Origin of the sequence: Nocardiopsis ganjiahuensis DSM 45031 (genome assembly GCF_000341085.1) — a bacterium.
GTDB lineage: Bacteria > Actinomycetota > Actinomycetes > Streptosporangiales > Streptosporangiaceae > Nocardiopsis > Nocardiopsis ganjiahuensis.
Genome location: NZ_ANBA01000008.1, coordinates 299,122 through 325,902, shown reverse-complemented (window position 1 = coordinate 325,902; position 26,781 = coordinate 299,122). Strand labels below are relative to the sequence as shown.

23 protein-coding genes are annotated in these 26,781 nt (G+C 72.2%); 13 read left to right on the top strand and 10 right to left on the bottom strand.

What is annotated here, in order from left to right:
• Nucleotides 1–30: 30 nt before the first annotated feature.
• Both D458_RS0110120 and D458_RS0110115 read left to right on the top strand, forming a co-directional pair.
• Complete coding sequence (locus D458_RS0110120) at nucleotides 31–1,614, top strand: PucR family transcriptional regulator (protein WP_017586625.1); 1,584 nt, start codon at nucleotides 31–33, stop codon at nucleotides 1,612–1,614.
• A gap of 37 nt (nucleotides 1,615–1,651) precedes the next feature.
• The gene (locus D458_RS0110115) at nucleotides 1,652–2,356 is read left to right on the top strand and encodes a pentapeptide repeat-containing protein (protein ID WP_017586624.1); all 705 of its coding nucleotides are present in this window, start codon (nucleotides 1,652–1,654) and stop codon (nucleotides 2,354–2,356) included.
• A gap of 142 nt (nucleotides 2,357–2,498) precedes the next feature.
• On the opposite strand, the gene D458_RS33300 is transcribed toward D458_RS0110115, so the two are convergent.
• Entirely contained in the window at nucleotides 2,499–3,419 is a 921-nt protein-coding gene (locus D458_RS33300; protein ID WP_051049640.1) for an SDR family oxidoreductase, read from the bottom strand.
• A complete protein-coding gene (locus tag D458_RS0110105) occupies nucleotides 3,416–4,276 on the bottom strand; it encodes an NAD(P)H-binding protein (RefSeq protein WP_026119167.1) in 861 nt (286 codons plus the stop codon). Before D458_RS0110105 ends, D458_RS33300 begins: the two co-directional genes overlap by 4 nt.
• 82 nt (nucleotides 4,277–4,358) lie before the next feature.
• Between D458_RS0110105 and D458_RS0110100 the strand changes: the two genes are divergently transcribed.
• On the top strand, nucleotides 4,359–5,390 hold the full coding sequence (locus D458_RS0110100) for an AraC family transcriptional regulator (protein WP_017586621.1): 1,032 nt from the start codon (nucleotides 4,359–4,361) through the stop codon (nucleotides 5,388–5,390).
• Here the strand turns inward: D458_RS0110100 and D458_RS0110095 are convergent.
• The 4 genes from D458_RS0110095 to D458_RS0110080 all read right to left on the bottom strand — a co-directional run bounded on the left by D458_RS0110095 (nucleotide 5,332) and on the right by D458_RS0110080 (nucleotide 9,837).
• Nucleotides 5,332–6,303 (bottom strand): alpha/beta hydrolase, encoded by a 972-nt coding sequence (locus tag D458_RS0110095; protein WP_017586620.1) that lies wholly within the window; start codon nucleotides 6,301–6,303, stop codon nucleotides 5,332–5,334. The genes D458_RS0110100 and D458_RS0110095 overlap by 59 nt on opposite strands.
• Nucleotides 6,304–6,400: 97 nt before the next feature.
• A complete protein-coding gene (locus tag D458_RS0110090) occupies nucleotides 6,401–7,327 on the bottom strand; it encodes an aminoglycoside phosphotransferase family protein (RefSeq protein ID WP_017586619.1) in 927 nt (308 codons plus the stop codon).
• 62 nt (nucleotides 7,328–7,389) lie between these two features.
• A complete protein-coding gene (locus D458_RS33295) occupies nucleotides 7,390–8,565 on the bottom strand; it encodes an endo-1,4-beta-xylanase (protein WP_193374604.1) in 1,176 nt (391 codons plus the stop codon).
• A gap of 18 nt (nucleotides 8,566–8,583) precedes the next feature.
• Nucleotides 8,584–9,837 (bottom strand): cytochrome P450, encoded by a 1,254-nt coding sequence (locus D458_RS0110080; protein ID WP_017586617.1) that lies wholly within the window; start codon nucleotides 9,835–9,837, stop codon nucleotides 8,584–8,586.
• A gap of 278 nt (nucleotides 9,838–10,115) precedes the next feature.
• Here D458_RS0110080 and D458_RS0110075 point away from each other — a divergent pair, with 278 nt between their 5' ends.
• Together D458_RS0110075 and D458_RS0110070 are read left to right on the top strand one after the other, a co-directional pair.
• Nucleotides 10,116–11,945 (top strand): serine/threonine protein kinase, encoded by a 1,830-nt coding sequence (locus D458_RS0110075; RefSeq protein ID WP_338036984.1) that lies wholly within the window; start codon nucleotides 10,116–10,118, stop codon nucleotides 11,943–11,945.
• 499 nt (nucleotides 11,946–12,444) lie between these two features.
• Entirely contained in the window at nucleotides 12,445–13,110 is a 666-nt protein-coding gene (locus tag D458_RS0110070) for a lytic polysaccharide monooxygenase auxiliary activity family 9 protein (RefSeq protein WP_017586616.1), read from the top strand.
• Nucleotides 13,111–13,336: 226 nt separating this feature from the next.
• On the opposite strand, the gene D458_RS0110065 is transcribed toward D458_RS0110070, so the two are convergent.
• Nucleotides 13,337–14,278, bottom strand: a complete 942-nt coding sequence (locus tag D458_RS0110065) for a sucrase ferredoxin (protein WP_017586615.1) — start codon at nucleotides 14,276–14,278, stop codon at nucleotides 13,337–13,339.
• 492 nt (nucleotides 14,279–14,770) lie between these two features.
• On the opposite strand from D458_RS0110065, the gene D458_RS0110060 reads away from it, so the two are divergent.
• The 6 genes from D458_RS0110060 to D458_RS0110035 all read left to right on the top strand — a co-directional run bounded on the left by D458_RS0110060 (nucleotide 14,771) and on the right by D458_RS0110035 (nucleotide 20,914).
• The gene (locus tag D458_RS0110060) at nucleotides 14,771–15,727 is read left to right on the top strand and encodes an ABC transporter substrate-binding protein (RefSeq protein ID WP_017586614.1); all 957 of its coding nucleotides are present in this window, start codon (nucleotides 14,771–14,773) and stop codon (nucleotides 15,725–15,727) included.
• A 100-nt stretch (nucleotides 15,728–15,827) separates the two neighbouring features.
• Nucleotides 15,828–16,793, top strand: coding sequence for an ABC transporter substrate-binding protein (locus D458_RS0110055; protein ID WP_017586613.1), 966 nt, complete (start codon nucleotides 15,828–15,830; stop codon nucleotides 16,791–16,793).
• Entirely contained in the window at nucleotides 16,790–17,656 is an 867-nt protein-coding gene (locus D458_RS0110050; protein WP_017586612.1) for an ABC transporter permease, read from the top strand. The genes D458_RS0110055 and D458_RS0110050 overlap by 4 nt, the downstream gene beginning before the upstream one ends.
• A complete protein-coding gene (locus D458_RS0110045; RefSeq protein ID WP_017586611.1) occupies nucleotides 17,653–18,537 on the top strand; it encodes an ABC transporter permease in 885 nt (294 codons plus the stop codon). The genes D458_RS0110050 and D458_RS0110045 overlap by 4 nt, the downstream gene beginning before the upstream one ends.
• Before the next feature lie 51 nt (nucleotides 18,538–18,588).
• The gene (locus D458_RS0110040; RefSeq protein WP_040702338.1) at nucleotides 18,589–19,374 is read left to right on the top strand and encodes an ABC transporter ATP-binding protein; all 786 of its coding nucleotides are present in this window, start codon (nucleotides 18,589–18,591) and stop codon (nucleotides 19,372–19,374) included.
• 79 nt (nucleotides 19,375–19,453) lie between these two features.
• Complete coding sequence (locus tag D458_RS0110035; RefSeq protein ID WP_017586609.1) at nucleotides 19,454–20,914, top strand: benzaldehyde dehydrogenase; 1,461 nt, start codon at nucleotides 19,454–19,456, stop codon at nucleotides 20,912–20,914.
• Nucleotides 20,915–21,014: 100 nt separating this feature from the next.
• Here the strand turns inward: D458_RS0110035 and D458_RS0110030 are convergent, their stop codons facing one another.
• Nucleotides 21,015–21,815, bottom strand: coding sequence for an SDR family oxidoreductase (locus D458_RS0110030; RefSeq protein WP_017586608.1), 801 nt, complete (start codon nucleotides 21,813–21,815; stop codon nucleotides 21,015–21,017).
• Nucleotides 21,816–21,941: 126 nt separating this feature from the next.
• On the opposite strand from D458_RS0110030, the gene D458_RS0110025 reads away from it, so the two are divergent.
• A complete protein-coding gene (locus D458_RS0110025; RefSeq protein WP_017586607.1) occupies nucleotides 21,942–22,859 on the top strand; it encodes a DUF817 domain-containing protein in 918 nt (305 codons plus the stop codon).
• Here D458_RS0110025 and D458_RS0110020 read toward each other — a convergent pair.
• Complete coding sequence (locus D458_RS0110020; RefSeq protein WP_040702302.1) at nucleotides 22,849–23,787, bottom strand: LysR family transcriptional regulator; 939 nt, start codon at nucleotides 23,785–23,787, stop codon at nucleotides 22,849–22,851. The genes D458_RS0110025 and D458_RS0110020 overlap by 11 nt on opposite strands.
• 69 nt (nucleotides 23,788–23,856) lie before the next feature.
• Here D458_RS0110020 and D458_RS0110015 point away from each other — a divergent pair, with 69 nt between their 5' ends.
• Nucleotides 23,857–25,098, top strand: a complete 1,242-nt coding sequence (locus D458_RS0110015) for an MFS transporter (protein WP_017586605.1) — start codon at nucleotides 23,857–23,859, stop codon at nucleotides 25,096–25,098.
• A gap of 1,103 nt (nucleotides 25,099–26,201) precedes the next feature.
• Here the strand turns inward: D458_RS0110015 and D458_RS0110010 are convergent.
• Nucleotides 26,202–26,555: a hypothetical protein gene (locus D458_RS0110010; RefSeq protein ID WP_152521101.1), complete on the bottom strand. Its 354-nt coding sequence runs from the start codon at nucleotides 26,553–26,555 to the stop codon at nucleotides 26,202–26,204.
• Nucleotides 26,556–26,781: the final 226 nt, after the last annotated feature.

The window sequence follows — 26,781 nt, the reverse complement described above, 5'->3', positions numbered from 1 at the left end:
CGCACCCGCCCGACCAACAGAGGGACGTTCATGCAGATCAGTGAGCTGCTCGCCGTCAAGCGACTGCACCTGCGGTTCCTGGCGGGCGCCGAGCACGCCCACCGCGACATCCGGTGGGCCTACACCACTGACCTGCTCGAACCCGCCCGCTACCTGCGCGGCGGAGAGCTCGTCCTCACCGGGATGATGTGGCGTACCCGCCCCGAGGACTCCGCGACCTTCGTGGCCTCCGTGGTCGGCGCCGGGGCCCTGGCCGTGGGGGCGGGCACCGCCCTGGGCGAGGTCCCCGACGACCTCGTCGCCGCCTGCGAGGCCCACGACATCCCCCTCGTCGAGATCCCCCCGGAGACCTCCTTCGGCGTGGTCACCGAGGAGGTGCTGCGCTCCCTCACCCAGCGGCGCTTCACCACCATCGCCGAGACCCGGGACCGGCAGCGCCGCCTCATGGCCGAGGTCGCCTCCGGCGCCGACTTCCCCGACGCCTTCGCCTCGGCCGCCCGGCAGGCCGGCGTCACCGCCTGGGTGATCTCCGCCAGCGGCCGCCATATCGCCTCCTCCGGTGCCCCCCTGTCCGCCGAGGAACGGGAGAACCTCGCCGCCAAGGCCCTCACCTGGTCGGCCTTCCCGCGCACCACCCGCGCCACCGCCGGCGGCGAGGGGAGCACCCTGACCGTCGTCCCGATCCAGACCAAGGAGTCGCACCCGCTCTCCAACTGGCTGCTGGTCTGTACCGGCGACCACGCCACCTGGACCGAGGAGGCGCACGAGGCGGTCGCCGAACTCGTCTCCGTCAGCGTCCTGGCGCGCAGCCGCGACGAGGAGCGCTCCCTGACCACCGCCCGTCACCTCGAAGGGCTGCCCCGCCTCCTGGCGGCACAGCGCTTCGACGAGGTCACCGCGCTGATGCGCGGCACCGGAGAGGGCGGAGCCCCCGAGCCCGACGAGCGCGCACACGTGGTGGTCAGTGCCATGATGCTCCCCGAGCCGCGCGTGCCCGACCTGGCACGCCGTGTGATCGCCGAACTCGTCGCCGACCACCCCGGCGCCGTGGTCACGGGTGACAACGACGCCCTCGCCGTGATCCCGGTGGAGGGGCCCGACCACCAGGCCCGAACCAGGGCCGAGGCCATCCGCGCGGAACTGGTCCACCGGGCCCGCGTCCTGGAGGGGGGCCTGCTCGACTACCGCCTGGCCGTCGGCCTGAGCTCGGCGGCCCGCGGTGTCTCCGAGCTGCGCGGCGCCGCCGTGGAGGCCCGGCACGCCCGCCGCCTGGCCGAGCTGCGCGGCGGCCGCTCCCGCGTGATCGCGGGGGCCGAGATCGACTCGCACGAACTCCTGCTGGCCTCGGTGCCCGAGGAGGTGCAGGCCTCCTACCGCGAACGGCTGCTGGGACCGCTGGTCGAGTACGACCGCGACCACCGCTCCGAGCTCGTGGAGACCCTGGAGCAGTTCCTGGCCCACTCGGGGTCCTGGCAGCGCTGCGCCGCCGCCATGCACGTGCACGTCAACACCCTGCGCTACCGCATCGGCCGGGTCGAGGAGCTCACCGGCCGCGACCTGAGCAGTCTCGAGCACCGCGTCGACCTGTTCCTGGCGCTGAAACTGCGCGATTGAGCGCGGTCTGTCGTCACCACGCCCTAGGGTTCGGTGCGTGAGCACCGATCTTCTCGCCCAGTCCGAGACCACCGACGCCGACCTGTCCGAACTCGACCTGCGGGACGTCCTGTCCGAGGACCCGGGCGCACCGCGTGTCCTGACCCGCTGCGATCTGAGCGGGGCCGACCTGCGCGACGCCCACCTGGTGGACGCGAAACTGGTCGACTGCCGTCTGGACGGGGCGCGGCTGGACCGGGCGGTGCTGGAGGGCGCGGTGTTCAGCGGGGGAGGGGCGCCGGGGGCGAGCTTCGCGCACGCCGAGTGCACCGACACCCGCTTCGAGCGGATGGACCTGGCCAACACCCGCTGGCAGGGCGCCCTGCTCACCGACACCGCCTTCACCGGGTGCCGCCTGACCGGTGCGGGGCTCACCTCGCTGCGGGGGATCGGCTACACGTTCTCCCAGTGCAACCTGATGCTGGCCCGTTGCAAGGGCCTGGTGCTGCGCGGCCGGACCCTGGAAGGGCTGCGCATGGACGAGGCGGACCTGGCCTCGGCGGACCTGCGCGAGACCGTGTGGGTGGAGTCGCGCCTGCGCGGCGCCAACCTGGTCAACGCGAAGTTCGTCGGCGCCGACCTGCGCGGCGCCGACCTGGGGGAGTTCGAGCTCCAGCAGGCCGGTTTCCTGCGGGGGGCCACCATCAGCCCCGGCCAGGCCGGGACCATCCTGGGCTCCCTGGGCATCACCGTCGCCGACTGAACGGCAGCGGCTCCGGGGCCGGGCACCCTGAACGGGCCCGGCCCCGGAGCCGTCACTACGAATCTACATCGTAAAAGTGCGGTATCGATTCGCTCGTTTCAGGTACTCCACACGACCGCCTCCTCGAACGACTCGCGGTCCGTCACGACGCGAACGTGCCGGTTCCTTGACCCGACCACGCGGAGCCCGCCGGCAGGGACCGCTCCCAGGCCCCGGCCCCGGCCGCGTCCGCGGCGAACGCCGCAAAGTCGCGCGGCTCACGGCCCAGCGCCCGCTGGACCCCGTCGGACAGGTGCTCGTCCTTGCCGCGCGGGATCGGGGAGAGCATCGACGCCAGAGCCCTCGCCTCCTCCTCCGCGACACCCTGGTCCGCGAGCTCGGCGACGAACTCTTCGGTGGAGAGCGGCACGTAGCGCACGGTGCGCCCCGTGGCCGAGGAGATCTCCGCGAGCGCCTCGGCCACGGTCAGGGCACGCGGCCCGCTCAGCTCGTAGGTGCGTCCGTGGTGGCCCGGTTCGGTCAGGGCGGCCGCGACCACCTCGGCGATGTCCTCGGCGTCGGTGAAGCTGACGGCTCCGTCACCGGTGGGCAGGCGCACCTCCCCGGAACGGACCAGGTCGGCGAGGAAACCCTCGTCGAAGTTCTGCGAGAACCACCCCGGCCGCAGAACGGTCCACTCCAGACCGCTGTCACGCACGGCCTCCTCGGCGGCCACCAGCGTGTTCCCCGACAGGACGAGCTCGTCCACGTAGTCGGGGTCGTCGATCCCCCGCCCCGAGAGCAGGACGATCCTGTCGAGCCCGGCGGCCACCGCCCTTTCCACGAGGGCGGGTACGAGCGGTTCGGGGTCGAACGGCACGACGTAGGCCGCCCCCGCCCCTTCCAGGGCCGTGTCCCACGTCCCCGGGTCCTGCCAGTCGAAGTGCCAGTCCCCGGACCGTGACGCCACGCGGACCTCGTGCCCGGCGGCGCGCAGCCGCGCCACCACCCTCCTGCCGGTCTTCCCCGTGCCGCCGAGCACCAGCACCGGCCTCCGGTCACTCCGGCCGCTGGTCGGGCTCATGACCGGACCGCCTCTCCGGCGAAGGCCGCGGCGACGTAGGCCGAGAAATCGCGGGGCTCACGCCCCAGCGCCTCACGGACGCCGGGGGCGGTCTCGGCCTCCTGGCCGCGGCGGATGGCCGAGAGCGCCGAGACCAGCTCCTGAGCGCCCTCCTTCGGCCACCCCTGTTCCACGAGCTCGGCCACGTACTCCTCGGCCGGCACAGCTTCGTAGCGGATCGGGCGCCCCAGGACCGCGGAGATCTCCGCCACGGCCTCGGCCACGGTCAGTGCCCGGGGCCCGCTCAGCTCGTAGGTGCGTCCGTGGTGGCCCGGTTCGGTCAGGGCCGCCACGGCCACGGCGGCGATGTCCTCGGCGTCGATCCAGGCGGCCGCACCGTCCCCGGCGGGAATGCGCAGCACCCCCGTGCTCAGGCCGTCGGTCAGGAACCCCTCGTCGAAGTTCTGCGCGAACCAGCCGGGCCGCAGCACCGTCCACTCCAGCCCGCCGGCCTTGACCGCCTCCTCGCTCCGCAGGTGGGAGGGATCGCCCTCCACACCCTCGAAGTAGCCGGGTACGTCCACGCCGCGCGCGGACAGCTGGACGATCCGCTCCACCCCGAGCGCCACCGCGCGCTCCACGAACTCCCCGGTCCGCGGGTCGGCGTCGTTCTGCACCAGGTACACCGAACCCGCGCCCTCCAGGACCGTGTCCCAGGTGCCGGGTTCGGACCAGTCGAACCGCCACTCCGAGGAGCGCGAGGCCGCGCGCGCCGCCACCCCCCGCTCCCGCAGCCGTGCCAGGACCCGCCTGCCGGTCATCCCCGTCGCTCCGGTCACCAGGACCGGCCGTGTCGTGTTCTGCGTCTGCTCTGTCATGGCTCTGAGTCAACCGCCTCAGCCTGAGACGATCCATGGCCCAGAAGCTCAAGGCAATGTCTGAGCGTCTATGCTTGCCGGTATGGACGCACTCGCCGACCTCCTTGACGGGGTCCGCGCCCGAGGGGCGCTCTTCAGCAAGTCGGTCATGAGCCCGCCCTGGGCGGTGCGCTTCGCCCACGGCTCACCCCTGACCCTGATCACCATGGTGCGCGGCAGGGCCTGGATCGCCTCCGAAGACGGTGACCCCCTCCCGCTGGTCGCCGGGGACACCGCGATCCTGCGCGCGCCCGGCCCGCACACCATCGCCAGCCCCGCCGGCGCCCCCACCAGCTGCACCGTTCTGGACGGCAACCGGTGCCTGGGGCCGGACGGGGAGCCCCTGACCGAGGAGGCCACCCTGGGACTGCGCACCTACGGTGAGTCCCTGGACTCCCAGGACCTGCTGCTCAGCGGCTCCTACGAGGTCACCGGGGACCTGAGCCAACGCCTGATCGCCACCCTGCCGTCGGTTCTGGTCGTCCCGGCCGACGAGTGCCACGACCGGCTGGGCGCGATGATCGAAGCGGAGATCGACTGCGCGGCCCCCGGCCAGCAACTGGTCCTGGACCGCCTGCTGGACCTGGCCCTGATCACCAAACTGCGCGCCTGGTTCACCCTGCCGGGCGTGCAGCCGCCCGCCTGGTACTCCGCCATGGCCGACCCGGTGGTGGGCCAGGCGCTGCGTCTGCTGCACAACCAGCCGGCCCACCTCTGGACCGTGGCCTCCCTGGCCGAGCGGTGCGGGGTCTCCCGGGCCACCCTGGCACGCGACTTCCGCGCCCTGGTGGGGGTGCCGCCCATGTCCTACCTGGCCGACTGGCGGGTGTGCCGGGCCGCGGACCTGCTCCGCGAGACCGACACCACCGTCGAGGCCGTGGCCCGCCGCGTCGGATACTCCAACGCCTTCGCCCTGAGCACCGCCTTCAAACGGCTGCGCGGCACCACCCCCACCGAGCACCGGCGCGGCACGGCCCGGAGCGAGCCCGGCGCCCCCGAACCCAGAGCCCCCGAACTCAGTCCGACAGGATCCGGCGCAGCCACGGCAGCCGCTGTTGCCGTGCCGACCGGCTGAGCACGGCGTCCGGCGCGAAGCCGTCGAAGGAGTGGAACCCGCCCGGCCACACGTGCAGCTCGGCGTTTCCGCCCGCCTTCCAGATCCGTGAGGCGTAGTCGACGACCTCGTCGCGGAAGGTCTCGGCCGAGCCCACGTCCAGGAAGGCCGGGGGCAGCCCGGACAGGTCCTCGGCGCGCGCCGGGGCGGCGTAGGGCGACACGTCCGGGCCGCCCGCCCGGTCTCCGAGCAGGGCGCCCCATCCGGTGGCGTTGGAGACCCGGTCCCACACGCCCACGCCCGCCATCTGGTGGGAGGAGACCGAGTCGTTGCGGTCGTCCAGCATCGGGCACAGGAGCAGCTGCCCGAGCGCCTGGGGCCCGCCCCGGTCCCGGGCCAGCAGGCAGGTGGCCGCGGCCAGGCCGCCTCCGGCGCTGAGCCCGCCCACCACCAGCCGGGCCGGGTCGGCGCCGATCTCGGCGGCGTGGCCGACCGACCACTCCAGCCCGGCGTAGCAGTCCTCGACCGGGGCGGGGTGCGGGTGTTCGGGGGCGAGGCGGTAGTCGACCGAGACCAGCACCAGGTCCAGTTCACGGGCGTACTCCAGCAAGGTCGGGATCTCCCAGCCGCGGTGGGTGCCCGCGACCATCCCGCCGCCGTGGATCCAGTACAGCACTCCGGTGGCGGCGGTGGTCCGCTCGGTCCGCCACACCGTCAGCGGAACCTCTGCCCCGTCCGTGCCGCGGGCGGTGTACTCCTTCTCCTGGAAGCTCCCGTCCAGGGTCATGTCCACGGCGGGTCCGGGGGCCCGCGCGGCGCCCCCGGCCCTCAGGGCCGGGAGCATCTCCGGGGTGACCGAGGACGGGATCTCCTCGCCGACGGCGGCCAGCGCGGCGGCGAGTTCGGGGTCGAAGGGGGGAGGGGGGACGGACAAGGGTGCCTCCGATCGGGTGGGGGACGGTGCAGAGCCCATCATGCTCTGTCGGTCCCGCGAGCTCCAGCCCCTCCGGGACGGGGTTCCCCCGAGCGCTTCAGCCCTCGAGCGCCCCGGCCACCGCGGCCTGGACCGCGGGGATCCGGGCCCGGCCGCCCTCCAGCTGCCACAGCGAGTCCTCCAGGACCCGCACCAGGGTCCAGGCGCGTGCCCGTTCCCGGTCCAGCCCCGCCGCTTCGGTCAGCAGGTCGAAACGGCGCCGGACCTCCCGGAGGGGGTCGCCGGTGGCCTCGGCCTCCGCCCACCGGTTGCGCAGTGCGGGCAGGAGCTCGAAGCCCGGGTCGCCGGCCAGGGGTTTGGGGTCGATGGCCAACCACGGTCCGCGCCCGGACCCGGGCAGCGGCGCCAGGACGTTCTCGTAGTGCAGGTCCCAGTGGAGCAGCCGGTCGCCCGGTTCGGCGGCCAGTTCCCGGGCCAGGGCGGACCAGCGGCCCAGGCACACCCGTGCGGTGGGCCCGACCCGTCCTGACGCGGCCGTTCTCCGGGCGCGTTCGGCCAGGCCCAGCGCCGTCGAACCCAGGTCGCGCATTCCGTCCGGGGCCGGGTGGGCCCCCAGGCGGGCCAGCAGGCCGCCGATCACCTCCAGCGCTTCGTCGAGCGGGGCGCTCTCCAGCCGCCGGGTGCCGTCCAGGGCCTCCAGCAGCATCGCGCCCGTACCGGGGTCGTGTTCCAACAAGCGGACCGCGCCGTCGCCGTCCCAGGAACGCAGTGCGGCGGGCTCGCCCTCGGTCTCGGAGTCCACCGGCTGGAGTTTGAGCACGGCGGCGGCGCCGTCGGCGCGCTCCACCGGGAGCACCAGGGCCACGGCGCCGTGCATCGGTTCCCCGGCGGGTCGCAGTCCCCACCGGTCGCACTGGCGGGCGGCCAGTGCGGGCAGGGCCTCGGCCCATGCGGGGCCGAAGAAGCCGGTGACGCTCTCGGTGAGGGCGGGCGGCACGGGGATCGGGGGAGTGGTCCTGCGCATGTCGTCGGTCTCCTTCGTCGGTGTGGTCGGGTCCGGTGAAGGAGATCTGGTGGGGCGCGTGCCTAACGCATACCGAACACCGTCCTGGTTCTCGTGCCCGCTCGTGTGTTCCTGCCCCGGGGTCCCCGCCCCTGGGCGCGGTTGCCGCGCTGCAGCGCCTCGATCATCCCGCCCAGCGCGGGTTTGGGCGCGTAGTCGTCGTCGAAGGGCAGGGCGGCGGTGTAGCCGGGGAACCACTCGGGGATCCAGGAGTGCGCGTCGGCCACGCCCCACACCGACACCCCCACGCAGCGGGACACCTCCAGGCAGGACTCGAGGACGTGCCGGTACTCGTCGGCCTGGGCGGCGAGCTCCTCCGAGGTGGCCGGTTCGGAGATGCGCACGTCCAGCTCGCTGACCTCCACGTCCAGTCCCAGGTCGGCGAAGCGCTGCATGTTCTCGGCCAGGTCGGCGGGGACGTTGCCGTGCACGAAGTGTCCCTGGAAGCCGATGCCGTGCAGCGGCACGCCCCGCTCCAGCAGGCTCGAGGCCAGCTCGTACAGGGCGTCGGCCTTGTCCCCGCCGCCCTCGATGCCGAACTCGTTGATGTACAGCTTCGCCTCGGGGTCGATCTCGTGCGCCATCCACAGGGCCTCGGCGATGTAGTCCTCGCCCAGGGTCTGGTACCACAGGTTCTCGCGCAGCTCGGGGGTGCCGTCCTCGTAGGGTTCGTTGATCACGTCCCAGGAGTCGACCCGCCCCTCGTAGCGGCCCAGCAGCGCCTCCATGTGCTCGCGCATGACCGTGCGCAGCTCGTCGGCGTCGAAGAACCCCTGGACCAACCAGTCGGGTTGCTGGTTGTGCCACAGCAGCGTGTGGCCGTGGACGGAGAGTCCGTTGTCCTCGGCGAAGTCCACGACCGAGTCCGGTCCGCTCCAGTCGAACTCGTACCGTTCGGGCTGGACGTGCTGCCATTTCATCGTGTTCTCGGCCGTCACCGACGTGTAGTGGTCGGTCACCACGTCCTGGTACTCGGAGTCGTGGTTGAGGGGGTTGACCGCCACGGCCACGCCCAGCTCGATCCCGTGGGACCTGGCCAGTGACGGGAGCTCACTCGCGGGTTCCTCGACCGGTCCGGGAAGGACCAGCGCCAGAACCGTCACCACCATGAAGACGACCAAGCACACCGCCCCCGCCGAGAGCAGGACGCCCCGCCCGCGCGTGGCCGCACGCCAGCCGTCCTGGACAGCTTCTCGCACCCTGTCGGCCCCCGCCCTCTACCTGTGCCCGGCGGAGACCGGGAACTCGGACAGGGACCGCACCGTCATGGTGCCGCGCCGGGTGGGCATCGCCGTGGCGCGCAGTTCGGGGGCCCGTTGTGCCAGGGCCCGCAGCGCGATCTCCCCTTCCAGCCTGGCCAGCGGTGCCCCCAGGCAGTAGTGGGCGCCGCCGGAGAAGGACAGGTGTTCGCCGGCGTCGGTTCGGGTGATGTCGAACCGGTCGGGGTCCTCGAAGTGGGCGGGGTCCCGGTTGGCCGATCCGATCAGGCACATGACCTGCTGGCCGGCCTTGACCTCGACCCCCTCCACCTCGGTGTCCCGGGCGGTCCAGCGTCCGGTGAGCTGGACCGGTGAGTCGTAGCGCAGGACCTCCTCCACCGCTCCGGTGACCAGTGCGGGGTCGGCGACCAGCCGGTCCCACTGTTCCCGGTGGCGCAGCAGGGCCATCACTCCGTTCCCGATCAGGTTCACCGTGGTCTCGAACCCGGCGATCAGTAGCAGGCGGCACATCGAACCGAGCTCGGCCGCGGTCAGCTCTCCGGCGTCCGACCTGGCGACCAGGGCGGAGACCACGTCCTCGCGCGGGTCGGTGCGGCGTTCGGCCATCAAACGCATGAACAACTGGTCCAATTCTGCCGTCGCCTCCTGGATCTGCCGCAGGTGACGCGCCGAAGTGGCGCCGTCCAGTGCGCCGCCGATCACGTAGCCGATGCGGACGAAGTCGGCGTTGTCGCGTTCGGGGACGCCCAGCAGGCGGCTGATGACGGTGATGGGCAGGGGTTGGGCGAAGTCGCGCATCAGGTCGAACCCGTCGCGGGCCAGGGCCGCGTCGAGGAGTTCGGTGGTGATCTTCTCGATCTCGGTGCGGTACGCGGCCATACGGCGCGGGCTGAAGGCGGGCCGGGCGAGTGTGCGCAGCCGGGTGTGGTCGGGCGGGTCCATCTGGAGGAAGGAGAGTTCGACGACGTCGAACTGGTCGGCCCGCACGACGCCCTCGGGGGGTTCGGAGACGAAGTCGCGCGAGCGGAGGATGCGGCCGACGGCGGCGTGGGTGGTGGCTGCTCGGAAGGGGAGCCTGCTGGAGACCAGCGGGCCCTGTTCGCGCAGTCGCCGGTAGGTGGGGTAGGGGTTCTCCCTCCAGGGCCAGTGCAGGAGGCGGCTGGGGTGGTCGCCGCTCTGCGCGGTCAGCCACGACACGCCGTGGGCGACGCGCAGTTGGGTGTCGATGCGGAGCGTGTCGAGAATCGGCATGGCTTTCGGGTTCCTCTCGGTGACGCTTTCGACCCTAGGGGTGCCTTCCCCTCCTGCCTGTTCGTGGCCGCGGGTTGGCCGTCTGTGGCCAGGTGGGAACTTCGCGCCCGGGGCCGGGCGTTGTGTGCTCACGCCCTCCGTCTTCCGGGACCCTCCGCCGCCTTCGCGTGAACCCCGGCGCACCGGCGCGGAGCACACGTGCTCACGATGGTCCGTACGGGTAACCGGGGCCCTAGACTGGGGCCCCGTTCGGTAGGAAGACGCCGCAGAGCCGGAGGTTGAGGACGTTGGGGCCGCTAGAGAGCACTGATCCGGAGCGGGTCGGTCGGTATCGGCTGATCGGGCGTTTGGGCGCCGGTGGTATGGGTCAGGTGTTCTTCGGGCGCTCGGCCGGTGGCCGCGCGGTCGCGATCAAGCGCATCCACCCGCATTTGGCCACCGATCCCTCGTTCCGGCAGCGGTTCGCCCGTGAGGTCAACGCGGCCCGGCAGGTCAGCGGGGCGTTCACCGCCCCGGTCATCGACGCCGGGCCCGACGACGAGGTGCCCTGGCTGGTCACCTCCTACGTTCCCTCGCTGCCGTTGGACGAGGCGGTGCAGGCCCACGGGCCGCTGCCGGAGGCGAGCGTGCGGGTGCTGGCGGCCGGTCTGGCCGAGGCGCTGGGCGAGATCCACCGGGTGGGGCTGATCCACCGCGACCTCAAGCCGGGCAACGTGCTGCTGTCCGAGGACGGGCCGCGGGTGATCGACTTCGGTATCGCGCGGGCCACCGACGGTACGGCGGCGACGCAGTCGGTGATCGGCACGCCGGGGTTCATGAGCCCCGAGCAGGTGCAGGGCACCGAGCTCACGCCCGCCAGCGACCTGTTCGCCTACGGTGCGGTGCTGGCGTTCGCGGCCGCGGGGACCGGTCCCTTCGGTGAGGGCAACATGCCCACGATGGTCATGCGCATCATCAGCCGGGAGCCGGACCTGTCCGGGGTTCCGGAGTCGCTGCGCCACCTGGTCGCGGCCTGTCTGTCCAAGGACGCGCAGGGCCGGCCGGGGCCGGGTGAGATCCTGGACTACCTGGGTGACGTGCACGCGGGGTCCTCCTGGCTGCCTCCCGCGGTGATGATGGGTGTGCAGGAGCAGGTGGCCAAGGTCAACAAGGCGCTGGCGACCTCGGCGGGCGACCCCGGTGCGACCGGTGGCCACCAGCGCACCGAGGTGCTCGGTGCGGGTGGCGCGGCGGCGCTGGGCGGCGCGGCGGGTGCCGCGGCCGGAGCCGCGGCCGCGGGTGCCTTCGGCGACGACCGGTCCACGCAGGTGGCGCCGTCGGGCGGTTACGGCACACAGGACCCGGCCGGCGGTGCGACCTCGGTGCTGGGCGGCCAGCAGCAGGGCGCCCCCTACCAGCCGACGGCCCAGTTCCCGTCGGGTACGCAGGCCCCCGGTCAGCCGGGGCAGGCTCCGCCGACCGCGTACCAGCCCACCCAGCAGTTCGGGCAGGGGCAGGGCGGTCCGGTCGACGACGACCCCTACGCCGACCTGTACGGCGGGCGCCGGGACCAGCAGGCCGACCCCCGTCAGCAGCAGCAGGAGCAGTACCGGCGCGCCGAGGAGCAGCGCCAGCGGAAGATGGAGCAGCAGCGCCAGCAGCAGGAGCAGCAGCGCAGGGCTCAGGTGCAGCAGGAGGAGCAGCGGCGCCGCCAGGAGGCCGAGCGCGCCCACCGCGAGCGGGTGCGCGCCGAGCAGGAGGCCGCGCGGCGGGCCCAGTCCGAGGCGCGCCGGGCCGATCAGCCGGGTCTGTGGAGTTTCGCCAAGCTGTTGCCGCTGATGATCATTCCGCTGATTCAGATCCCGCTGGGGTACGGTGCGGCGCTGGCGTGGTCGTGGTTCACCACCGAGACCGACGTGTGGACGGGGACGGCCTACTACTTCGAACCGTGGAGTATGGACTCGTTCTGGCACGCGATGATGCTGGGTTACTTCATCCTCAACAACCTGGTGTCCCTGGAGTACCTGGTGCGTTCGCTGCGGACCTCGTTCGTCACCGGTGCGGTGCTGGCGCTGGGTGCTGTGGCCGCCACGAACTTCCTGTTGTACAGCTTCGGTTTCTGGGGCTGAGCGGAGGATCGCGGTGAACGAGAGGGGGCGGGCCCGGCCGGGCCCGCCCCCTCTCGTCGTTCGTGCGCTCCGTGCGTCGAGCGCGCGGGCGGCGGTGGACGCGGTCGGCGTTCCGCACCGCCGCTCAGCCGTGGCCGGTTCCCCGCGAGGAACGCCTCGGGCGCGCTCTTCGTGTCCATTGGTGTGATCAGTCGGTGTCAGTGCAGTTCGGGGTGGGCGCGCGGGCTTCCGGTTCGGTCACTGAACGTGTGCTCAGTGAGTCTTTGGGTGAAAAATCTGCCCCAACCCCCGTTGTGGCGCTGTTTCGGTGCTGTTAACTTGCCCCGTAAGCGCCATGGGAACGCTCCCAAATCCTGTGGGGCCCGAATAGTACTCAGATACCCGAACGACACACCACCCGAGGTGAGCACACCCGCCCCCGACCCCGACGACCCTGCCGAGACCGTCCGTCGGGCCCGCCCCCGCTCACCGCCGGACCCGCTACCCCGAAAGGAACCCCATGCGAACCCTCGCCAGAATCGGAGCCCTGACCGCGTCCGCGGCCCTCGTCGGCGGAATCTCGCTCACCCTGGCACCCGAGGCCGCCGAGGCCCACGGCGCCTTCACCTACCCCGCCAGCCGCACCTACGCCTGCTACGTCGACGGGCTCGAGGGCGGCGCCGGAGGCAACGTCGAGCCCACCAACCCCGCCTGCGCCGACGCCCTGGACGAGGGCGGCAGCTACCCCTTCTGGAACTGGTTCGGCAACCTGATCAGCGACGCCGACGGCCGCCACCAGGAGGTCGTGGCCGACGGCGAGCTGTGCGGGCCCACCGACGACTTCGCCGCCTTCAACGCCGTGCGCGACGACTGGCCCACCACCTCCCTGCCCTCGGGGCAGACGGTGGAGTTCCACCACAACGCCTGGGCCCACCACCCCGGCACCTTCTTCACCTACGTGACCGACGCGGGCTGGACCCCCGACTCCCCGCTGGACTGGTCCGACCTGGAGCTCATCAGCGAGGTCACCGACCCGCCGCTGACCCAGGGCGGGGTCGAGGGCGCCGAGTACCGCTGGGACGTGGACCTGCCCGAGCGCTCGGGCCAGCACATCGTCTACGTGGTCTGGGAGCGCTCCGACAGCCCCGAGGCCTTCTACAACTGCTCCGACGTCGTCTTCCAGTAGTCCCCGCACCCCGAAGCCCCACCGGAGTCCGTGCGTTCCGGGGCGCCGAGGGGCCCGGCCCGGCGGTGCCCCCCGGATCCGGCACCGCCCCGACCGGGCCCCGACCCCCCACTCCGGCACCCCGACAGCACGGACGACGAGGGACCGGTCCCGCGCCACAGGGCCGGTCCCTCGACTCGTGAGGCCACTTGCCGCCGCGAGCGCGGAACCACCCGCGGAAGACGCCCTAGACCGCGGCCCCGCTGTGCAGGCCCCCGCGAATCCCGCTGACGCGGTGGTGCACCGGGCGGGTGGGGGACAGGGCCGAACACGTGGTGGGGCACTCCTGGCCCTCCACCGTCTCCACCGACACCGAGTAGAGGCCGCCGTCGTGGCCCAGGGTGAGGCGGACCCCGTCCACGGTCTCCTCCTCGGCCAGGTGGGTGATTGCGTCGACGCCCACCGGGGCGCCGATACGAGTGCGCAGCGCGGCCTCCGCGGCCTGGGCGGGGGAGGAGTCGGTACAGCGGCCCCGGTAGTTCTCGGGCAGGACGGTCCCCTGCTCGAAGGCGGCCACGGTGCGTACCGCCGAGTCCGGGTCCAGGCGGCCGAAGTACACGCCCTGGGGCAGGGCGACCAGGTTGGCGGCGAAGCGGTCGCCGCCCACGTGGGTGGTCTCCCAGACCTCGGCCCGCCCCCGGCCCAGGGCCGCGGCGACCGGGCGGCCCAGCATCGCACAGCAGGGGTCCTTCTTGGCGTGTGTGCACACCAGGTAGAGGGTGTGGTCCACGGGGGTGCCGAAGGCGGGCGGTTCGGGGCGCTCCGCGGCGGTGACGTCGATGTCCAGGAGTTCGGACAGGTCGTGGAAGTCCACCCGGCGGGCCCAGGGGCGGGTGCGGCTGGTGTGGACGAGATAGGCCCGCCGCGGAGCGCCGGGCCGGGAGCGCTCGGCGCCGGGGCGCTTGATGAGCTGCGGCTTGAGGGCGTGCCCGGCGATGCGCTCGGCCAACTGGGAGATGACGGCCCGGTCCAGGCCGGGGCTGGTGAAGGCCGGATGGCGCCAGGGGCCGTCGTGTTCGATCAGGAGCCATCCGGTGGTGAGGCCCGCGGTGCCCGCGATCTGCTCGTCGGTGTAGCGCGCCAGGGCGGAACAGCCTCGGCGTCCGTCCGGGGCGGTGGGAAGCCGCACGGGTCTGCGTCCAATCAGGTGGTGCTCACTGCCGGGCACACGCGAGGACGCCGTCGAAGGGCATCCCACTCGCGTGGCGATTTGGTTAGGCTACCCTACCCTGCTTCGCGTTCCTGTGGGCCGGTCGAGGCGCTGGTGCAAGCGCCGGTGCCCGCGCCCCCGCGCCTCCCGCCCTCGTGCATTCTGCGTCCCTCCGCTTCGCGTCCCCTGGGCGCCCCATGTTCCTTTGTTCCGCGCCCCTGAGCGTCGTGCCCCTTTGCCGCGTGTCCCGCGCCCCCGGCATCGCCTCGGCCGCGGGCTTCGTGGTGCCCGCGAAACGCCCTGAACAGGCACGGTCATCCCGTCCTCCGCTGTTCACGTATCCGAAATGTGCCTGGAGCACACCTTGACCCGGTGATGCGGATCACCTATGTTCACTTTCAGAACACATGTTCGCTAAGCGTACAAAATGATGGTTGCGCCCCCATCCCACCCACACCAGTTGGAGTTGCGATGCGTCCGACCCTGGCCGCCCTCACCACGGGAGCGGCGCTGCTCGCCGCCACGGCCTGCGGCTCCCCGGCCGACGAAGCCGACGGCGCCGACGGCCTGACCACCGTCACCGCCGGGGTCATCCCGATCGTGGACGTGGCCCCCGTCTACCTCGGCGTCGAACAGGGGTTCTTCAGTGAACGCGGCATCGACCTCCAGCTGGAGTCCGGATCCGGCGGGGCCGCGATCGTCCCCGGGGTGATCAGCGGAGAGTTCGACTTCGCCTTCAGCAACGTCGTCTCCCTCGTCGTCGCCCGCGAACAGGGCCTGCCCCTGACCACGCTCTCCAACGGCGTCACCAGCGCCGGTGAACAGGGAGCCGACTTCGGCGGCGTGTTCGTGCTCTCCGACAGCGACGTCACCAGCGCCGCCGAGCTGGAGGGCCTGACCGTGGCCGCCAACAACCTCAACAACATCGGCGACACCACCGTCCGCGAGTCCGTACGCGAGGCCGGCGGCGACCCCGCCGAGGTCGACTTCGTCGAACTGCCCTTCCCCGACATGCCCGCCGCGCTGGAGACCGGACAGATCGACGCCGTCTGGGCCGTGGAACCCTTCGCCTCCACCATCCGCGAGGCCGGACACCGCGAGATCGCCTCCAACTTCGTGGACACCCACCCGGACCTGTCCGTGGCCGCCTACTTCACCGCCGAGGACCGCCTGGCCGAGGACCCCGAACTCTTCGAGGGCATCACCGAGGCGCTCCACGAGTCCCTGGCCTACGCCGAGGACAACCCCGACGAGGTCCGCCGCATCCTGGCCACCTACACCGAGATCGACCCCGACCTCATCGAGCAGATGGTCCTGCCGCGCTTCCCCGAGGAGATCAACGAGGAGTCCGTGGAGGTCCTCGCCGAACTCATGGTCACCGACGGCCTGCTGGACGAGGCCCCCGACCTCGACGCCCTCCTGCACTAGGGCCCACCCCCGCCCCCTGCGCCACCCCCGCCCCGTTGCCCCCGCGCCCCGCCGCCCCACACCCGAACCGACGATCCTGTCCGTCCCCAGGAGAGAACACATGACCGCCAACAAGACCGCCCTGGGCGTGCTCGCCGCCGGCGCCGCACTCACCCTGGCCGCCACCGCCTGCGGCTCCGGAGACACCGCCGAGGCCGAGGGCGGGCTCACCCCCGTCACCGTGGGCGTCCTGCCCATCACCGCGGTCGCCCCGATCTACCTCGGCGTCGAACAGGGGTTCTTCGAGGAACGGGGCCTGGACGTGACCATCGAGACCGGCGGGGGCGGCGCCACCACCGTCCCCCGCGTGGTCAGCGGAGAGCTCGACTTCGCCTTCGGCAACGTCGCCTCCCTGATCATCGCCCGCGAACAGGGCCTGCCCCTGACCGTGGTCGCCAACGGCATGACCACCACCGGCGACGCCGACACCGACTACAGCGCCCTGGTCGTGCCCGCCGACAGCGACGTCACCGGCCCGGCCGACCTCGCCGGTGCGACCGTGGCCATCGACAACCTCAACAACATCGGCGACACCTCGGTCCGCAACTCCGTGCGCGTGGCCGGTGGGGACCCCACCGACCTCGACTTCATCGAACTCGCCTTCCCGGACATGCCCGGCGCCCTGGACAACGGCCAGGTCGACGCCGCCTGGGTGGTCGAGCCCTTCCTCACCGTCGCCCTGGAACAGGGCGCCACCGAGATCGCGGGCAACTTCGTGGACCTGCACCCGGACCTGTCCATCGCCACCTACTTCACCTCCGAGGAACTCGCCGCCGAGGACCCCGAGACCGTGGACGCCTTCACCGAGGCCATGAACGAGTCCCTGGCCTACGCCGAGGCCAACCGCGAGGAGACCGTCCAGACCCTGACCACCTACACCGAGATCGACCCCGCCCTCTTCGACCAGCTGCGCTGGCCCCGCTTCCCCGCCGAGATCGACCGCGACGCCCTGTCGACCCTGGCCGAACTGATGGTCACCGACGGCATCATCGACTCCGCCCCCGACCTGGACGCGCTGATCCGATGAGCACCACACACACCCGGGACACGGTGGCCGCGGGCCCGCCGCCGGACGGCACCCGCCGCCCCCGCCCCCTGAACTCCGCCTTCAGCCGCACCGCACCCAACCGGCCCCTCCTGGGCGCCCTGGGCATCGCCGGCCTGCTCGCCCTGTGGGAACTGGCGCCCCGCCTGGGCGCGGTGCCCGAACGCTACTTCCCGCCCGTCTCGGAGGTCCTGGCCACCCTGGCCGAGCGCGCCACCACCGCCCCCTTCTGGGAGGCGGTGGGCCACACCCTGTACGGGTGGGCGCTGGGCCTGGGCATCGCCCTGGCCGCCGCGATCCTGCTCGGCTTCGCCCTGGGCGCCGCACCCCGGCTGCGCGCCTTCACCACCTCCACGGTGGACTTCCTGAGGCCCATCCCCTCGGTGGCGCTCATCCCGCTGGCCGTGCTCGTGTACGGCACCGACATCCGCTCCACCCTGCTCCTGGTGGTCTACGCCTGCTTCTGGCTCATCTACATCCAGGTGCTCTACGGAGTGGCCGACGTGGACCCGGTCGCCGAACAGACCGCCCGCTCCTACGGGCTGGGCCGCCTGGCCCGCATCCGCTACGTCGTGTGGCCCACCACGCTGCCCTACCTGATGACCGGGCTGCGCCTGGCCGCCGCCGTCGGCCTCATCCTGTCCATCACCGCCCAGCTGATCATCGGCTCCCCCGGCATCGGGGACCAGATCACCAACGCCCAGCAGGGCGGCGCCGTCGCCCTGGTCTACGCCTGGATCGTCGCCACCGGCATCCTCGGCGTGGTCATCAACATCGGTGTGCGCGCCCTGGAACGCCGCGTCCTGCGCTGGCACACCTCCGTCCGAGGGGAGGCCGCAGCATGAGCCGGCCCACCACCGTCGAACCCGGCACCACCGGCGCCGCCGGCACGGGAAGTCCCCCCGCCGGAACCGCCCCCGCCCGCCGCACGCGCCGCCGCCCCGGAGCCCCGGGCCCCGGCCTGCGCCTGCTGCACGTGCTGGCGCTGCCGGCCCTGATCGTCGGCGTCTACTGGGCGGTCACCGCCCAACCCGGCGCCGGCTTCTACACGCCCACCCCCGCCGCCATCGCCTCGGCCTTCGCCGACCTGTGGTTCTCCGAACGCTTCTTCGTGGACGTGCTGCCCAGCCTGGGCCGCCTGCTCACCGGTTTCGCGATCGCCGCCGTGCTCGGTGTGGGCCTGGGGGTCCTGCTGGGCCTGGACGCACGCGTGCGCGCCACCATCGAACCGGTCCTGGAGTTCCTGCGCGCCATCCCGCCGCCGGTGCTCGTCCCGCTGATGATCATGCTCGCCGGGATCGACGACTCCATGAAGATCATGGTGATCGTCTTCGGCTGCGTGTGGCCCGTCCTGCTCAACACCGTCGAGGGCGTGCGCGCCGTGGACCCGGTCCTGTCCGACACCGCCCGCTGCTACGGCGTCTCGGGCCTGACCCGCCTGCGGGTGCTGGTGCTGCGTTCGGCCGGCCCGCAGATCATGGCCGGTCTGCGCCTGGCCCTGGCCCTGGCCATCATCCTCATGGTGATCAGCGAGATGTTCGCCAGCTCCAGCGGCCTGGGTTTCGCCATCGTCCAGTTCCAGCGCACCTTCGCCATCCCCGAGATGTGGGCCGGCATGGTGCTGCTGGGCGTCATCGGCTTCGTGCTCTCGTCCCTGTTCGAGCTCGTCGAGGGGCGCGTCCTGGGCTGGTACCGCGGCCTGCGCGCCGCCAACCGGGGGGAGTGAGCCATGAACCACCAGAACCATCAGCCGAACCACCAGGGAGAACGGCCCGCCATGCTCAAGGTCACCGGCCTGCAGAAGATCTACAACGGGGGCGCCACGGCGGTCGAGGCCGTACGCGACCTGACCTTCGAACTCGCCGAGGGCGAGCTGGTGTGCCTGGTCGGCCCCTCCGGCTGCGGCAAGACCACCCTGCTCAAGTGCATCGCCGGGCTCATGGCGCCCACCGGCGGCACCGTGGAACTGGCCGACCGGCCGGTCCTGGCCCCGCCGCCCGGGATGGCCGTCGTCTTCCAGGAGTACGGACGCAGCCTGTTCGCGTGGATGAGCGTGCGCGACAACGTCGAACTGCCCCTCAAGGAGAAGAAGCTCCCCAAGGCCCGCCGCACCGAACTCGTCACCGAGTCCCTCGAGGCGGTCGGCCTGACCGGGTTCGCCGACTCCTACCCCTGGCAGCTCTCCGGCGGCATGCAGCAGCGCGTGGCCATCGCCCGCGCGATCGCCTACGAGCCCCAGGTGCTGCTCATGGACGAGCCCTTCGCCGCCGTGGACGCCCAGACCCGCGCCGACCTGGAGGACCTGGTCCGCGAGATCTGGCAGCGTCTGGGCGTGACGGTACTGTTCGTCACCCACGACATCGACGAAGCTGTCTACCTGGGCGAACGCGTCCTGGTGCTGTCCAACTCGCCCACCGTGGTCCAGGACGACATCACGGTGGACCTGCCGGTGGAACGCGACCAGCTCACCACCCGCCAGGACGAGCGCTTCACCGACCTGCGCGCCCGCGTCTACGCCCAGATCCAACGTGCCAAACGCGGCACCGACCAGCCGGTCGCCTGACCGGTCGCCCGCACCACCAGCACCACCAGCACCACCACCCGCCCCCTGTCATCAAGCACACCTGACAAGGAGTCACACCGTGAGCCTGCTCGCCGCCGAGGATTTCACCAGCGCCGTCTTCACCGGGGCCTGGACCCCGGCCAAGGGCGGAGACGCCGAGGTCGTCTCGCCCTCCTCCGGCACCGTCCTGGGCCGCACCGGCATCGCCGGCGCCGAGGACGTGCGTGACGCCGCCCTGCGCGCCGCCCGCGCCCAGCGCGACTGGGCCGCCGCCTCCTTCGAGGAGCGCGCCGCCGTCATGCGCCGCGCCGGGGACCTGTTGGAGTCCCACCAGGAGGAGGTCATCGGCTGGCTGCGCCGCGAGGGCGGAGCCGCCGCCGGGATGGCCGGCTTCCAGGTGCACGTGGCCGCGGGGGAGTGCTTCGAGGCCGCGGCCCTGGCCTCCCAGCCGCACGGCGAGATCCTGCGCACCGCCAAACCCCGCCTGAGCTTCTCCCGCCAGGTGCCCGCGGGCGTGGTCGGGGTCATCGCCCCCTTCAACGTCCCCCTCATCCTGGGCATCCGCTCGGTCGCCCCGGCCCTGGCCCTGGGCAACGCCGTCATCCTCAAGCCCGACCCGCGCACCGCCGTCTGCGGCGGCGCCGTCCTGGCCGAGGTCTTCCGCCGGGCCGGGGTTCCCGAGGGGGTGTTCCAGGTGCTGCCCGGCGGGGTCGAGGCCGGGGAGGCCCTGGTCGCCGACCCGCACGTGCGCGTCATCTCCTTCACCGGCTCCACCCCGGCCGGGCGCAAGGTGGGCGAGGCCGCGGCCCGCCACCTCAAGCGCGCCCACCTGGAACTGGGCGGCAACTCCCCCCTGGTCGTCCTGGACGACGCGGCGGTGGACTCGGCCGCCTCCATCGGCGCCTGGGGCTCCTTCCTGCACCAGGGGCAGATCTGCATGACCACCGGCCGCCACCTGGTGCACGAGTCGGTCGCCGACGCCTATGTGGAGCGCCTCGCCGCCAAGGCCGAGGCCCTGGTCGTGGGCAGCACCGAGGAGGACGGTGCGGCGCTGGGGCCGATCATCGACGCCGGTCAGCGCGACAAGATCCACCACCTGGTCACCAGCAGCGTCCAGGCCGGGGCGCAGTTGCGCGCGGGCGGCACCTACCAGGACCTGTACTACCGGCCCACCGTCCTGGACCGGGTCGACCCGGACACCCCCGCCTACGCCGAGGAGGTCTTCGGCCCGGTCGCCCCCGTGGTGCGCTTCTCCTCCGTGGACGAGCTGGTGGAGCTGGCCAACTCCACCGAGTACGGGCTGTCCCTGGGCGTGGTCACCACCAACCCGATGCGCGGCATGGAGATCGCCGACCGCATCCCCAGCGGGATCGTGCACATCAACGACCAGACGGTCGACGACGAGGCCGTGGCGCCCTTCGGCGGGGTCGGCTTCTCGGGCACGGGTTCACGGTTCGGCGGTACCCGCGCCAACCTGGAGGCCTTCACCGAGACCCAGTGGATCACCATGCAGGCCGACCCGGCCCGCTACCCGTTCTAGGGTTCGTCCTCGACCGTGAGCTTGCTGCCAGAGGCGCTGAGCCACTGAAACCCCAGGCGCCGAAAGCGCCTCTGGCAGCAAGACCATCCGCGGGTGGGGGTCAGGCGGAGATACCGCCGTCGCTCTTGAGGAGCTGGCCGTTGATCCAGCCGCCCTGGGGCGAGCACAGGAAGTCGACCAGGTGCGCGGTGTCGCGCGGGGTGCCCAGGCGCCCCAGCGGCGTGTGCTCCGCGCAGTGCTCGCGCACCTGGTCGGGCATCCAACCGGTGTCCACGGGCCCGGGGTTGATCACGTTGGCGGTCACCCCCAGGTGCGCCAGCTCGCGCGCCGAGGCGAGCACGATCCGGTCCAGGGCGCCCTTGCTGGCGCCGTAGGGCATGTTCTCGACCACGTGGTCGCTGGTCAGGGCGATGATCCGGCCGCTGCCGTGCGCCCCGGAGAACCGCAGCCCGAACTCACGCACCAGCAGCCAGGAGGCGCGGGCGTTGACGGCGAAGTGCCGGTCGAAGCTCTCCACGGTGGTGTCGAGCAGCCCCGAATCCACCGACTCGGCATGGCACATCACCAGGGCGCTCACCGCGCCCAGGCGCCGTTCGACCTCGTCGAAGACGCGGGCGGGGGTGGCGGGGTCGGCCAGGTCCGCCTCGACGGCGAGGGTGGCCGCACCGCGTTCGGCGAGGTCGGCGCCGATGGTGTCGACGGCCTCGTCCTCCACGCCCCAGGGCATGCGCTCGTCGTAGGGGGTCCACTGGGTGCGGGCGACGTCCCAGCCCGAGTCCGCCAGCCGGCGGGCCAGGGCCGCACCGATGCCCGCGGTGCGGCCCACCCCGGTGAGCAGGGCGACCGGACGGGGCGCGGCGGGCCGGGCGGCGGTTTCGGCAGAGCTGTGCTGAGCGTTCATGGGGTCTCATCCTGGCCCCGCGAGGCGGCGCCCACAAAGGGTTTTCGCCCCCCGGAGCCGCGGGGCGGGGGCGTGCCCGGCCGTCTCGGGTCGGAGCGGACCGGGATGATCCGTACTATCGGGCGCATGCCAACTGAACGCCGGTCCTCCCTCACCCCCGTCGAACGGCGCCTGGACGCCTGGGCCCACCAGCGCCTGGAAGCCCTGGAGGGGCGGGGGAGGGTGCGCGGGGTCCTGCTGGAGTTCGCCGTGTTCACGGCCAAGCAGGCCTGGGCGTGCGTCTTCGGCGCCCTGATGCTACTCCTGCTGCTCGCCACCCACCTGTGGTACCCCGAGGGCGTCGCGCTCTCCCGCAGCGACGCGTTGGTCATCGGGGCGGTGGGGATCCAGGCGCTCATGCTCCTGCTGAAGTTGGAGAGCGGCCGCGAGCTGTGGGTGATCGTCCTGTTCCACCTGGTCGGCACGGCCATGGAGGTCTTCAAGACCGCCGTCGGCTCCTGGTACTACGGCGGCGAGGGCCTGCTCTGGATCGCCGGGGTGCCGCTCTACACCGGGTTCATGTACGCCGCCGTCGGCTCCTACATGGTCCGGGTCTTCCGCCTGTTCGACCTGCGCTTCGACCACTACCCGCCGCGTTGGGCGACGGCGCTGCTGGGCGCGGCGGTCTACGCCAACTTCTTCGGCCACCACTACGTGTTCGACTTCCGCTGGGTGCTGCTGGCCCTGGTCGTGGTGCTCTACGCCCGCTGCGTCATGCACTTTCGCAACCACCGCTCCCAGGACTGGCGGCGGATGCCCGTCCTGGCGGCCTTCGCGGGCGTGGCCTTCTTCATCTGGGTGGCCGAGAACATCGCCACCTTCGCGGGAGCCTGGATCTACCCGAACCAGGACGACGGGTGGGAGCTGGTGTCGCTGTCCAAGCTGATCTCCTGGCTGCTCCTGATGATCATCTCCGTGGTCCTGGTGACCTTCGTGTACCGGCCCCAGCCCCTGCGGGCCGACCCGGAGGAACCGGTCGCGGACCCCGCCCCGCTCAGCCGGTGAGATCGGGCAGGACCTTCGGCCCCACCCGGCGCACGTAGTCGCGGAACAGCGCCACCGCCGGGGGTTCGTACCCGCCGCCCGATCCCTCCCTGGGCCAGACCACCCCGACCGGGCGCTCAGCCTGCCCGTCCCGGATCCTCAGCTCCACCGTCCCGCTCAGCGGCCCGCGGGGCCGGGCCGGCAGCACCGACACCCCCAGGCCGGCCGCCACCAGACCGCGCGCCGTGGCGATGTCGTCGGCCTCGAAGGCCACCCGGGGCGTGAACCCCGCCCGGTCGCTGAGCCGGTCGGTCAGATGCCGTACCCCGCGCCCCGGTTTGAGCAGGATGAACTCGTCCCGCGCGGCGGACAGGGCCACCGCTCCGTCCGCCGAGGCCGCCAACGGATGGTGCTCGGGCACCACCAACCGCAGGTACTGGGTGTGCAGCACCGCCGAACTCAACCCCGGACCCGAGGGCAGCGGAGAGGTCAGGGCCAGGTCCGCGCCGCCCGAGGCCAACCGGCGCAGCGACTCCGCCCACGGCTCCTGGGTCAGGGTGAACCGCACCCCCGGATGCTCGGCCCGAAACCCCCGCAGCAGCACCGGCACCACCTCCACCCCCAGCGTGGGCAGGAACGTCAGTGCCACCCGGCCCTCCTCGGCCCCGGTGAGTTCGGCCACTCCCTGACGCAGATCGTCCAAGGCCCGCTCCACGTGCGGCAGCAGCAGCCGGCCGGCCCGGGTCAACCGGATCCCCCGTCCGGTGCGCTCCACCAACGCCATCCCCAGCTCCTCCTGCAACCGGGCCAAGGCCCTGCTCAGGGTGGGTTGGGGCATGTCCAGCTCCTCGGCCGCGTGGGTGATGTGCTCGGTCCTGGCCACCGCCGCGATCATCCGCAACCGGGGTGCCAGGGTGCGGGTCAGGGCGTCCACGTCACGGTCATTCATGCACAACAGTATGCAACAACGTGAAATCATGTATTGGACGTATGAAAATACGCTTTCTAGCGTTGAAGCATGACCGTGACCAGCACTTCCTCCACCACCCGTGATCCGCGCCCCCGCGCCGGCACGGCCGCCTACCGGCGCACGGTCATCGCGCTCGTGGCCGCCGCCGTGGCCACCTTCGCCCAGTTGTGGTCGGTCCAGCCGATCCTGCCCGCCATCGCGGTCGGCTTCGACACCTCCGCCGGACAGGCGGCCCTCGCCGTCTCGCTGTCCACCGGCGGCCTGGCCGGGTTCACCCTCGTCTGGAGCGGTGCCGCCGACCGCATCGGCCGCGCCCGCGTCATCGCGATCTCACTGCTGCTGGCCACCCTGATCGGTGCCGTCGTCCCCTTCTCCACCGAGCTCTGGACGCTCCTGCTGCTGCGCACCCTCCAGGGCGCCGCCCTGGGCGGGGTCTCGGCCGCCGCCGTGGCCTACCTCGCCGAGGAGATCCATCCCCACGACGCGCCCAGGGCCACCGGCCTGTACATCGCCGGAAACCCGCTCGGCGGTATGGGCGGACGCCTCCTGGCGGGCCTGGCCGCCGACCACGGCGGATGGCAGTGGGGCGTGGCCGCCAACACCGTCCTCGGCCTGGCCGCCCTGCTGGTGTTCGTCCTGGTCCTGCCCCGCCCCGAGAAGTCCGCGGACCCCGTCCGCCGCACCGGCTCCGACGAGGGCCTCGGCCTGGGCGCCCGCCTCGGGGCCGCCATGACCACCCGCGGCCTGATCCCCATGTACGCCCAGGCGCTGCTGCTCATGGGCGCGTTCATGGCCGTGTACAACGTCCTCGGCTTCCGCCTCACCGATGCGCCCTTCGGCCTGTCCCAGGCGGTCGCCTCCCTGCTCTTCCTGTCCTACACGGCGGGAATGGTCGGCTCGGCCATGGCCGGGTCCGCCACACTGCGCTGGGGCCGCTACCGGGTCCTCACCGCCGCCACCCTGCTCCTGCTGGTCGGCCTCGGCGGGCTGTTCACCACCTCGGTGCTCCTTCTGCTGGGGGCCCTGCTCCTGCTCACCTTCGCGTTCTTCTGCGCCCACGCCACCGCCTCGGCCTGGGTGGGCTCCCACGCGGTCCGCGGCCGCGCCCAGGCCGCGGCCGTCTACACGCTCGCCTACTACCTGGGCGCCAGCCTCTTCGGCTGGCTCGGCGGGGTGGTCTACGACGCGGTCGGCTGGAACGGCACCGTGGTGCTGGCGCTGGGCCTGACCGTGCTCGCCTCGCTCTTCGCCCTCAGGCTGCGCCGCCTGCCCGCCCCGGCCCGGGACTGACCCCAGCACCGCCCGGACCACTGGCCGGACAGGGCGGGGTGGGTCCTCCGGGCTTCCCCGGGGCCGGTCGGGGCCCGATCACGCCGACGGGGGACGACGGCGCTGCGGGAGCGCAAAATTTCGGCGAGGAACCGGGAAGTGGAGAGAGAGCCCTCAAAGTGCCTTTGAAGTGCGATGGCACTCCTTTGCCGGAGACCGGCCCGCAGTCACCGAAGCGTTTCCTGGAGAGCTTCCTCAGGCAAAGGCGCATTATCGCTGTGGTTGGGGGTAGCGAGCCACTGCAAAAGCAAAAAGTGTTCTGTTCGTCATTATTCCCTGCGTTTGTGAGTCCGGGTACCGCTAGGGCTCCGAACCGGTCGCGCGAGGTTCCCGTGCCTCTGACACCAGGTGATGGTGACGGCCGAGACCAGGGGGAGACGGCCGCACGCGGTACACACCGCTGAGGCGGTGCCGCCCTCCTGGGCCCGCGAGCAGGCGGTCGAGCCTGAGCGGCCCGCGGCGTCGGAGCCGCGTACGGAATCGGCACAGAACACGGACTTGATTTTGACGAGGAGGAGATCGATATGAGGAACCCTCTGAAGAAGGCACAGCGCCTGGCGAAGTCCCCCTCGACCAAGGGGCGTTCGAAGCCCGGGAAGCCCCTGAAGGGAGTCCAGGGGCCGGGCAGGTCCAAGAACAGGGGGAACTTGCTCACGGGCCCCGGGGGCGGGAGCAGGAACCCCCTGAAGAGGCTGGCGAACGGCAAGGACCCGATGAAGGCCCCGGCCGGTCGGAGCACCTCGCCAGGCCGGGCGAACCGCAGGAACCCCCTCAAGTGGCTCGGCGGCCTGGGTGGGAAACGCAGGACCCTCTGACACGCGCGTGGGCCCGGCCCGAAGGAGGAAGGGGCCGGGCCCCGGGGCGGGGCGCCCGAACGGCGCACGCCGACCATCCCAGCCTCCGCCCACCGGGGCCGGTCTCGTGCGAGGCAGCCGGGGGCGATGCTGTCCGCTGGGACCCCGCCGATCCCGCGGCCGATACCGGGTCCTTGCGGCCGCCACCCTGCTCTGCTGGTCGGCCTCGGCGGAGTGGTCCACGGCGCGGTCGGCGCGCTTTCCCGCGGGTCAGTCGCAACCGGGAAGGACGGTGATCGACCCCTCCTGTTCCCAGCCGTCCATTCCCGCCGCGGGCGGGCCGTCCAGCCATTCGATGTCGTAGCGCCCGAAGTAGGTGGTTCCGTCGTGATCGACCGGACAGCTGAGTTCCATCCGCACCCGGTGGCCCGCGGAGAACAGCTCTCCGGGGAACGCCGTCGATATCCGCGCGTAGCCGGTCGCCGTGTCGTCGTTCCACGAGGTCCAGGTGACGGAAGTCGCTCGTAGGTAGGTGCTCGGCCTGAACGAGCTCGGCACCTTTTCGGCCGCTGTCCTCTCGCCCTGGGAGGAATGGACGTGGCTGCTGCTGAAAAGAGCGGTCACGGCAGCTCCGGTGAGAACGTTCCTTCCGAAATACCCGACGGCCGGCAACAGCAGCAGGACGGCCGTGCCGGCGAGGATGGAGATCTTCTTGCTCTTGACGGGTTGCTCCGTTCTTCGTGCGTGTCCTGCCCGAGGGGGCCCGGTGCTCTCCACGTTGCCCCGCCGCGGGTCCTTCACCGCGGTGGCCGCCGGTCACCGGAGCGCGTCCGTCCGGTCGCGGGCGGGG

Bases quoted from the DNA above. Each gene is read 5' to 3' on its own strand.
- D458_RS0110050 (WP_017586612.1), top strand. From the start codon at position 16,790: ATGAGCACCACACACACCCGGGACACGGTGGCCGCGGGCCCGCCGCCG.
- D458_RS0110060 (WP_017586614.1), top strand. From the start codon at position 14,771: ATGCGTCCGACCCTGGCCGCCCTCACCACGGGAGCGGCGCTGCTCGCC.
- D458_RS0110025 (WP_017586607.1), top strand. From the start codon at position 21,942: ATGCCAACTGAACGCCGGTCCTCCCTCACCCCCGTCGAACGGCGCCTG.
- D458_RS0110015 (WP_017586605.1), top strand. From the start codon at position 23,857: ATGACCGTGACCAGCACTTCCTCCACCACCCGTGATCCGCGCCCCCGC.
- D458_RS0110055 (WP_017586613.1), top strand. From the start codon at position 15,828: ATGACCGCCAACAAGACCGCCCTGGGCGTGCTCGCCGCCGGCGCCGCA.
- D458_RS0110040 (WP_040702338.1), top strand. From the start codon at position 18,589: ATGCTCAAGGTCACCGGCCTGCAGAAGATCTACAACGGGGGCGCCACG.
- D458_RS33300 (WP_051049640.1), bottom strand. From the start codon at position 3,419: ATGAGCCCGACCAGCGGCCGGAGTGACCGGAGGCCGGTGCTGGTGCTC.
- D458_RS0110070 (WP_017586616.1), top strand. From the start codon at position 12,445: ATGCGAACCCTCGCCAGAATCGGAGCCCTGACCGCGTCCGCGGCCCTC.
- D458_RS0110045 (WP_017586611.1), top strand. From the start codon at position 17,653: ATGAGCCGGCCCACCACCGTCGAACCCGGCACCACCGGCGCCGCCGGC.
- D458_RS0110030 (WP_017586608.1), bottom strand. From the start codon at position 21,815: ATGAACGCTCAGCACAGCTCTGCCGAAACCGCCGCCCGGCCCGCCGCG.
- D458_RS0110105 (WP_026119167.1), bottom strand. From the start codon at position 4,276: ATGACAGAGCAGACGCAGAACACGACACGGCCGGTCCTGGTGACCGGA.
- D458_RS0110090 (WP_017586619.1), bottom strand. From the start codon at position 7,327: ATGCGCAGGACCACTCCCCCGATCCCCGTGCCGCCCGCCCTCACCGAG.
- D458_RS0110080 (WP_017586617.1), bottom strand. From the start codon at position 9,837: ATGCCGATTCTCGACACGCTCCGCATCGACACCCAACTGCGCGTCGCC.
- D458_RS0110020 (WP_040702302.1), bottom strand. From the start codon at position 23,787: ATGAATGACCGTGACGTGGACGCCCTGACCCGCACCCTGGCACCCCGG.
- D458_RS0110100 (WP_017586621.1), top strand. From the start codon at position 4,359: ATGGACGCACTCGCCGACCTCCTTGACGGGGTCCGCGCCCGAGGGGCG.
- D458_RS0110120 (WP_017586625.1), top strand. From the start codon at position 31: ATGCAGATCAGTGAGCTGCTCGCCGTCAAGCGACTGCACCTGCGGTTC.